Origin of the sequence: Lysobacter enzymogenes, assembly GCF_017168095.1 — a bacterium.
Taxonomy (GTDB): Bacteria; Pseudomonadota; Gammaproteobacteria; order Xanthomonadales; family Xanthomonadaceae; genus Lysobacter; species Lysobacter enzymogenes_D.
On the sequence record NZ_LXSD01000056.1, the window covers coordinates 1 to 867 of the forward strand.

1 protein-coding gene is annotated in these 867 nt (G+C 74.7%); it reads left to right on the top strand.

Annotated features, from left to right (window positions below):
• On the top strand, positions 1–867 hold an 867-nt coding region (locus tag A7A76_RS01605), incomplete at both ends, for a cytochrome c biogenesis protein CcdA (RefSeq protein WP_206409555.1).

Below are 867 nucleotides of genomic sequence, written 5' to 3' on the forward strand. Positions count from 1 at the left end.
CCATCGGCACACCGGCCGCGCCGCCCGCCGCGCCCGCCGAGGCCGCGCCGCAAGCCGAAGACAGCCTGCTCGCCGCCTCGCTGTCCGGTCCCAACCGCTACTTCGCCCTGCTGACCTTCTTCGGCTTCGGCCTGCTGCTGGCTTTCACCCCATGCGTGCTGCCGATGATCCCGATCCTGTCGGGCCTGATCGTCGGCCGCGGCCCGGGCCTGGGCGCGCGCCGCGCGTTCGCGCTGTCGCTGGTGTACGTGCTGGCCAGCGCGGTGGTGTTCACGATCGCGGGCGTCGTCGCCGGGCTGGTCGGCGCCAACCTGCAGATCGCGTTCCAGACGCCGTGGGTGATCGTGCTGTTCGCGGCGCTGTTCGTGGCCCTGGCGCTGTCGAGCTTCGGCCTGTTCGAACTGCAGCTGCCGCACAGGCTGCGCAGCCTGGTCGGCGAGGTCAGCGACCGCCAGCGCAGCGGCTCGTGGACGGGCGTGGCGATCATGGGCGCGCTGTCGGCGCTGATCGTCGGCCCGTGCGTGGCGCCGCCGCTGGCCGCCGCGGTGCTCTACATCGGCCAGACCCGCGACCCGCTGTTCGGCGGCGCGGCGCTGTTCTTCCTGGCGATGGGCATGGGCGCGCCGCTGCTCGCCTTCGGCGTCGCCGCCGGCAAGGGCCTGCCGACCAGCGGGCCGTGGATGGTCGGCGTGCAGCGCGTGTTCGGCCTGGTGTTCCTCGGCATGGCGGTGTGGATGCTGTCGCGGATCCTGCCGGGCCCGGTCGCGCTGGCGCTGTACGGCGCGGTGCTGCTGGGCGCGGCGGTGCTGGTCGCGCTCGGCGGCGGCGGCGCGCAACGCGGCTTCGGCCTGCGCGCGCTGGCCTGGG